6 protein-coding genes and 1 rRNA gene are annotated in these 6,700 nt (G+C 70.0%); 5 read left to right on the forward strand and 2 right to left on the reverse strand.

Annotation, left to right across the window (positions count from 1 at the left end; all coding sequences use genetic code 11):
* Nucleotides 1–2 precede the first annotated feature (2 nt).
* The 4 genes from AB0C16_RS20940 to AB0C16_RS20955 all read left to right on the forward strand — a co-directional run bounded on the left by AB0C16_RS20940 (nt 3) and on the right by AB0C16_RS20955 (nt 5,742).
* Nucleotides 3–704, forward strand: coding sequence for a TetR/AcrR family transcriptional regulator (locus AB0C16_RS20940; RefSeq protein ID WP_357685240.1), 702 nt, complete (start codon nt 3–5; stop codon nt 702–704).
* Between the two features lie 13 nt (nt 705–717).
* Nucleotides 718–2,337 (forward strand): AMP-binding protein, encoded by a 1,620-nt coding sequence (locus tag AB0C16_RS20945; protein ID WP_357685242.1) that lies wholly within the window; start codon nt 718–720, stop codon nt 2,335–2,337.
* A gap of 64 nt (nt 2,338–2,401) precedes the next feature.
* Nucleotides 2,402–4,018, forward strand: coding sequence for a PucR family transcriptional regulator ligand-binding domain-containing protein (locus AB0C16_RS20950; protein ID WP_357685244.1), 1,617 nt, complete (start codon nt 2,402–2,404; stop codon nt 4,016–4,018).
* A gap of 251 nt (nt 4,019–4,269) precedes the next feature.
* A complete protein-coding gene (locus AB0C16_RS20955; RefSeq protein WP_357685246.1) occupies nt 4,270–5,742 on the forward strand; it encodes a phosphodiester glycosidase family protein in 1,473 nt (490 codons plus the stop codon).
* A 60-nt stretch (nt 5,743–5,802) separates the two neighbouring features.
* Here AB0C16_RS20955 and AB0C16_RS20960 read toward each other — a convergent pair whose 3' ends face one another.
* Nucleotides 5,803–6,045: an Lrp/AsnC ligand binding domain-containing protein gene (locus tag AB0C16_RS20960; RefSeq protein WP_357685248.1), complete on the reverse strand. Its 243-nt coding sequence runs from the start codon at nt 6,043–6,045 to the stop codon at nt 5,803–5,805.
* Here AB0C16_RS20960 and AB0C16_RS20965 point away from each other — a divergent pair.
* Complete coding sequence (locus AB0C16_RS20965) at nt 6,044–6,529, forward strand: hypothetical protein (protein ID WP_357685250.1); 486 nt, start codon at nt 6,044–6,046, stop codon at nt 6,527–6,529. The genes AB0C16_RS20960 and AB0C16_RS20965 overlap by 2 nt on opposite strands.
* Before the next feature lie 92 nt (nt 6,530–6,621).
* Here AB0C16_RS20965 and rrf read toward each other — a convergent pair.
* A 5S ribosomal RNA gene (gene rrf / locus AB0C16_RS20970) occupies nt 6,622–6,700 on the reverse strand; the annotation flags it as partial.

Here is a 6,700-nt window from a genome sequence, read left to right on the forward strand (position 1 = left end):
GAATGACCGGCAAGCAGTTCACCTCCGTCTGGCTCCGCGAGCCGCGCAAGGCCACCAGCCCCGGCCGCAGCCGCGAGGAGATCGTGAGCGCCGCGATGGAGCTGCTCGACGCCGAGGGCCTCGACGGCCTGAGCATGCGCAAGCTCGGCGCCAAGCTGGTCGCGGGCGCGACGAGCCTCTACTGGTACGTCGCCAACAAGGACGAGTTGCTGGAGCTGGTCTACGACGAGGTGTGGGGCGGGATGACCGTCCCCGATCCCGAGATAGTGGGCTGGCGAGACGCGGCGGCGGCCTTCGCGCACAACATGCGCGCGTCGCTGCTACGACACAGCTGGGCAACCTCTCTCGTCGGCCGGACGCCCGCGCTCGGTCCCAACGCGCTCGCGGCCGGCGACCTCATGCGCAGGGCCTTCCGGCTGGCCGGGTTCGAGGGCCTGGAGATCGACTACGCCAATGCCACGCTCACCGCCTACGTGTTCGGCATGGTGATCCCCGAGGTCGCGTGGAACACCGCGATGGTCGAGGGCGAGATCGACGAGGACGGCGTCCGGCAGGCGGTGGCGCACGCCGTGCGCGATTATCCCGACCTGATCGCCGGCGTGTGCGAGGCACAAGAGGTCACGACCCGCCTGGCCCGCGAGATGAGCTTCGACTTCGGCCTCCACTCCGTGCTCGATGGCCTTGAGGCCAGGCTGGTGACGTAGCAGGATCCGGTTCATGAGCGATTTCCGCGCGGCGCGTGACTTCCTGCTAGGAGCCGACTACCAGACCGCCCGCCGAGAGTTCCGGTGGCCGGAGCCGGCGGAGTTCAACTGGGCGCTCGACTGGTTCGACGGCGTGCTGGCCGCCGAGACCCCCGGCGCGGTCGCCCTGAAGATCACCGGAAAGGTCTCCTACACGTTCGCCGAGCTGTCCGCCCGCTCCAACCGGGTGGCCAACTGGCTCCACGAGCAGGGCGTGAGACGCGGCGACCGGATCCTGCTCATGCTGGGCAACCAGGCCGAGCTGTGGGAGGCGCTGCTCGCCGCCATGAAACTGGGCGCGATCGTCATCCCGGCCACCACGCTGCTGACCGCCCAGGACATCGCCGAACGCATCGACCGGGGCGGGGTCGCGCACGTCATCGCCAACGCCTCCGACGCGGGCAGGTTCGGCGCCGGCGAATACACGAAGATCTCGGTCGGCGACGCCTACGGCTGGCTGCCCTACCACGAGGCCTACCAGGCCCACGAGCGCTTCGTCCCCGACGCGCCGACGCGGGCCGGCGACCCGCTCCTGCTCTACTTCACCTCCGGCACGACCTCCCAGCCCAAGCTGGTCGAGCACTCGCACGCCTCCTATCCGGTGGGGCACCTGTCGACCATGTTCTGGATCGGCCTGCGGCCCGGCGACGTGCACCTCAACGTGTCATCCCCCGGCTGGGCCAAGCACGCGTGGAGCAACGTGTTCGCCCCCTGGAACGCGGGCGCGACCGTGCTGATCCACGACTACCAGCGCTTCTCCGCGCGCGCCCTGCTCGAGGTGCTGCGCGACGAGCGCGTCACGACGTTCTGCGCACCGCCGACCGTGTGGCGGATGCTCATCCAGGAGGACCTGACGGCCTGGCGACTCCCTCTTCGCACGGCCGTCGCCGCCGGAGAACCGCTCAACCCGGAGATCATCGACCAGGTCGGCAAGGCGTGGGGCATCACGATCCGCGACGGCTACGGCCAGACCGAGACGACCGCCCAGATCGGCAACGTGCCGGGCGAGCCTGTCAGGCCCGGATCGATGGGCCGGCCGCTGCCCGGCTACGACATCGTGCTGCTCGACCCGATCACCGGCGAGCCCGGCGATGACGGGGAGATCTGCCTGCCGCTCGACCATCGCCCCATGGGCCTCATGACCGGATACATCGATGGATCCGGTGACGCGATGAAGGATGGCCACTACCACACGGGTGACGTCGCCACCCGAGACGCCGACGGCTACATCACCTACGTGGGCCGCACCGACGACGTCTTCAAGGCCTCCGACTACCGCATCTCGCCGTTCGAGCTGGAAAGCGTGCTGCTGGAGCATGCCGCCGTGGCCGAGGCGGCCGTGGTGCCCGCGCCCGACCCGCTGCGACTGGCGGTGCCGAAGGCCTTCGTGACGCTCGCGCCCGGTTTCGAGCCCGACGAGGCGACCGCACGGTCGATCTTCGAGTACTCGCGGCGCCACCTCGCCCCGTACAAGAGGGTGCGCAGACTGGAGTTCGGCGAGCTGCCCAAGACGATCTCCGGCAAGATCCGGCGGGTGGAGCTTCGCGAGCAGGAGGCGGCCCGGGAGTTTCGCGAAGAGGATCTTAGCGGCTGATTTGACTTCAATGTGTAAACCAACCTATATCCGATCTTACAGGCTGATCGGATAGGCTCTGCCCGTGCTCCCCACCATCGCCGATGTCCTCGCCCTGGAGACCGTCCGCCGGGGAAACCCGCGTGTGGTCGCGGGCGCCGACCGGCTGGACTCGAAGGTGCGGTGGGTGCACGTGGGCGAGATCGCCGACATCGCCCACCTGCTCCGCGGCGGCGAACTGGTGCTGACCACCGGAGTGGCGCTGCCCGAAGACCCGGCGAAACTGGCCGCCTACATCGGCGAGCTCGCCTCCGTGGGAGCCTCCGGGCTGATCGTCGAGCTGGGGCGCAGGTTCGTCCAGGAGCTGCCGCGGGCCGTCGTCAAGACCGCCGAGGAGCACGGGCTGCCGCTCATCGTGCTGGGCCACGAGACGCCGTTCGTGCAGATCACCGAGTCGGTGCACGCAAGGATCATCGACATCCAGCTGGAGGAGCTGCGGGCCTCGGAGCAGCTGCACGAGGTGTTCACCGAGCTGTCGGTCGAGGGCGCGTCACCGGCCAAGGTGCTCACCCAGGTGGCCCGGCTGTCCAACCGCCCGGTCCTGCTGGAGAACCTCGCCCACCAGGTGCTGGCCTGCGAGTCCGCCGGGCGCGACACGGGCGTGCTGCTGGCCGGGTGGGAGACCAGGTCGAGGGCGGTCGCCCCGGCCGAGCGCACCGCGTACGACGCCGCGTCGGGCTGGCTGGTCACCACGGTCGGCGCGCGCGGCCAGGACTGGGGCAGGCTGATCCTGCTCTGCGACGCGCCTCCCTCTCCGCGCGACCTGGTGCTGGCCGAACGCGCGGCCACCACGCTCGCCCTCGGCCGCCTGCTCGAACGCCACCAGGAGTCACTCGAACGCCAGGCGCACGGCACGATCATCACCGGCATCCTGACCCACGCCTACGCCGACCCCGACGAGGCCGCCGCCCGCGCCCGCGCCGTGGGCGTCCCGCTCACCGGCCGCAGGCTGGTCAGCGTGGTGATCCGCCCCACCGACCCCATCGAGCAGGCCCTCGACGGGCAGGCCCAGCTCGGCGAGCTGGCCGAGGCCACCGCCGCCGCCTGCCGTGACGCCCGGCTGCCCGCCCTCGTCGGCGCGCTCGACCAGGACCGCGTCGGGGTTCTGCTGCCACTGTCGCCCCGCACCAACGCCGAACCCGCGCTGACCGCGCTCGCCGACCGGCTCCGCGCCCTGTGGAAGCCCGGCGCCGCGTTCGTCCTGGCCGCGGGCTCGGCGGTCGAATCCATCAAGGACGTACGGCGCAGCTTCCTCGAAGCCGAGCAGGTGGCCGACGTCGCGGTCCGCCAGCCGGACGGCAGGCCCTTCTACCGGCTGCCCGACCTGCGCCTGCGCGGGCTGCTCCACCTGCTGCGCGACGACGCCAGGGTGCAGACGTTCGCCGAGCGCGAGCTCGGGCCGCTGCTGGCGCACGACGCGCAGCGCGGCGGCGACCTCACCCGGATCCTGCGCGTCTACCTCGACGCCGGGCGCAACAAGGCGGTCGCCGCGCAGAAGGCCCACCTGTCCCGGCCCGCCTTCTACGACCGGCTGCGCCGCCTCGAACGCATCCTCGAGACCGACCTCGACGACGTCGAGTCGTGCATGTCGCTACACGTCGCGCTGCTGGCCCTGGAGTCCTTCCGCCGGGAGAGCCGGTAGGGGTCATGCCGCCCTCGGTGAGACCTCTGAAGCATCGGGACCGCCCTGAGGACAGCCCGAACATGTGGAGTCAGCGGCCGCCACCACAGGCTGATGCGCGTCATGAACTCATTGTGGATGATTGATCAACCTTGCCAGTCACAGCCGATGTCAATCTTGTAACCTCGTCAACCGTTTGGCGTGTTTCGCTCACTTCGTGACCATGATCTCGCCAGGATGGTGCGGATTGCTGTCCGCCCTCTGGAGTATTCATGTCTCGACGCACCCTCGCCGCAGGCCTGTCCCTGGCCGCCGCTCTCACGGTCACCACCGTGCCCGCCGCCGCGGAACAACTGTCGGTGAAGTTCCCGTCGGCCAAGTTCCCCCTGGGCGTGCCCGCCGTCCCCACCACATCGGTGACGAGCGTGGCGTACGGGGTCGACCTCTACAACGTGCGGGCCGGCCAGTCCACCGACGGCTACACCGTGACGGTCCTGATGCCGAGCGGCCGTGACTACGGGCAGCAGGCGACCGCGGAGGCGAAGGCCGCCGAGGTGGAAGCCGCGGGCGAGGTCGCCGGCCTGCAGAAGGTCGTCCGCCCGCAGGTCGCCGACGCTCCCTCGCAGACCGTCTACATGGTCCGGGTGGGCCTGTGGAAGCTCGAGGACAAGAAGGAGGCCGAGAAGACGGCCGAGAAGCTCAAGGAGGCCGGCCTGAAGGCCAAGGTCGACTACCTGGGCGACGACGGCCTGGAGACGACCGGCCCCTGGGACGCCAAGGTCGTGATGATCGACGCCAGGGCGTTCCGCGGCTCGTACGCGGCCTCCCTCGGCACCAGCGTCGCCAAGCGCGAGACGGTGTCCGCGATGGCCAAGCCGGGCAACGCGCTGGCCGCGGTCAACGGCGGCTTCTTCAACATCCACACGGCCAAGGCACTGCAGGGCGAGCCGGTCGGCGCCTCCGTGGTCGCCGGCAAGCTGCTCAGCGAGGCCGTCCCCGGCCGCTCCGCCGTCGTGCTCAGAGGCCGTACGGCCCGCGTCACCGAGCTCAAGACCACCGTCACCGCGATCTCACAGGACGGCGGCAAGCTCCCGGTCAACGGCGTCAACCGCGCCGCCGCGGCCGACGAGCTGGTCCTCTACACCGAGGAGTTCGGCGCCAAGACGCCCGCCGACGGCGGCACCGACGTGGTGCTCGACCCGGCCGGTAAGGTCGTCGCGGTGCGCGCGCCGGGCGCCGCCGTGGCTCGCGGGATGCGGGTGCTGCACGGCTCGGGCATCGCCTCCGACTGGCTGAACCAGCACGCCTGGAAGGACTGGACGGTCAAGGTCGACACCAAGGTCATCGACATCCGCAAGGGCAGGGCGCTCAAGCTCACCCCCGACCTGCATGTCATCGCCGGCGGCGTGGGCCTCGTCCGCAACGGCCGGACCAAGATCACCGCCAAGCGCGACGGGCACGACTCGATGAACATGATCCTCCGTCGCCACCCGCGCACCCTGCTCGGCACCACCCGCAATGGCAGCCTCATCCTCGCGACCATCGACGGGCGGCAGCCCGGCGTGACCGTAGGGGCCAACTTCGTCGAGGCGGCGCGATTCATGCGCTGGCTCGGCGCCACAGAGGCGATCAACCTGGACGGCGGCGGGTCCACCGCGATGGTCGTGGGCGGCAAGGTCGTCAACCGCCCGTCGGACGGCAGGGAGCGCGGCGTCGGCGACGCCCTGCTGGTGCTGCCCAAGTAGGCCCAGGCAGCTCGAGGAGTCCAGTGAGCCCAGGCAGCCCAAGGCGGACGTCTCCGGACGTCACCTGCCACCGACAGGGAGACCCGTGTCGGGTTTGATCACCTTCATGGCGAGGTGCGAGGTCAGCTGGGCCACGCCCGGCAGCCCGGACAGCGCCTCGGAGTAGAACCGCTCGTAGGCCGCCAGATCGGCCACGGCGACGCGCAGCAGGGAGTCGGGATCGCCGAACAGCCGGTGGGCTTCCACCACCTCCGGCATCCCGGCGACCTGCCGCTCGAGCACCGCGGTGGTCCGCCAGAGCATGCTCACCGCCCTGCTCAATCCGAAGGGCGTGTTGCTGTACCTGTCGCTGATGCCGCAGTTCATCGACGCCGGCGGGGGCGTGCCGATCGGGCTCCAGCTCACCGTGCTCGGCGTGTTGCACGTGCTGGGCTGCGGCGCCATCTACGGACTGATCACCCTCGCCGCGGCCCGGGCCGGTCACGCCCCCACCACCACCCCGAAGGCGGCCCGCCGCATGACAGCTGTTTCGGGCGCCGTACTTCCTCCTGGTCGTCGCCGCGGTGACCCTGAACACACACTGAGGTCCCTTGTGCGGGTCATCGTGAAACGCAAAAAAGGGGCCCCGCCACCGGAACCCCAAACCAACCACCCGAAAGTCTGCCCGACCGAAACCCACCCGCCCGAAACCCGCACGAACAAGCCCGACCGGGCCCCGCCCCGAACGGAACCCGACCAAACCCCACCAACCAAGCAAACACGCAGGTCCGTAAACACAGGCCCGTAAACACAGGGCCGTAAACGAAGGGCTGTAAACACAGGGCCGTAAACGCGAGAAGGGCCCCCTAATCCAGGAGGCCCTTCCCACATCAAACGATTGTCCGGCGGCGACCTACTCTCCCACACCCTCCCGAGTGCAGTACCATCGGCGCTGAGAAGCTTAACTTCCGGGTTCGGA

Origin of the sequence: Nonomuraea sp. NPDC048916 (assembly GCF_040649575.1) — a bacterium.
In the GTDB taxonomy this organism is placed as follows: domain Bacteria; phylum Actinomycetota; class Actinomycetes; order Streptosporangiales; family Streptosporangiaceae; genus Nonomuraea.

Bases quoted from the DNA above. Each gene is read 5' to 3' on its own strand.
- AB0C16_RS20940 (WP_357685240.1), top strand. From the start codon at position 3: ATGACCGGCAAGCAGTTCACCTCCGTCTGGCTCCGCGAGCCGCGCAAG.
- AB0C16_RS20945 (WP_357685242.1), top strand. From the start codon at position 718: ATGAGCGATTTCCGCGCGGCGCGTGACTTCCTGCTAGGAGCCGACTAC.
- AB0C16_RS20955 (WP_357685246.1), top strand. From the start codon at position 4,270: ATGTCTCGACGCACCCTCGCCGCAGGCCTGTCCCTGGCCGCCGCTCTC.
- AB0C16_RS20965 (WP_357685250.1), top strand. From the start codon at position 6,044: ATGCTCACCGCCCTGCTCAATCCGAAGGGCGTGTTGCTGTACCTGTCG.
- AB0C16_RS20960 (WP_357685248.1), bottom strand. From the start codon at position 6,045: ATGCTCTGGCGGACCACCGCGGTGCTCGAGCGGCAGGTCGCCGGGATG.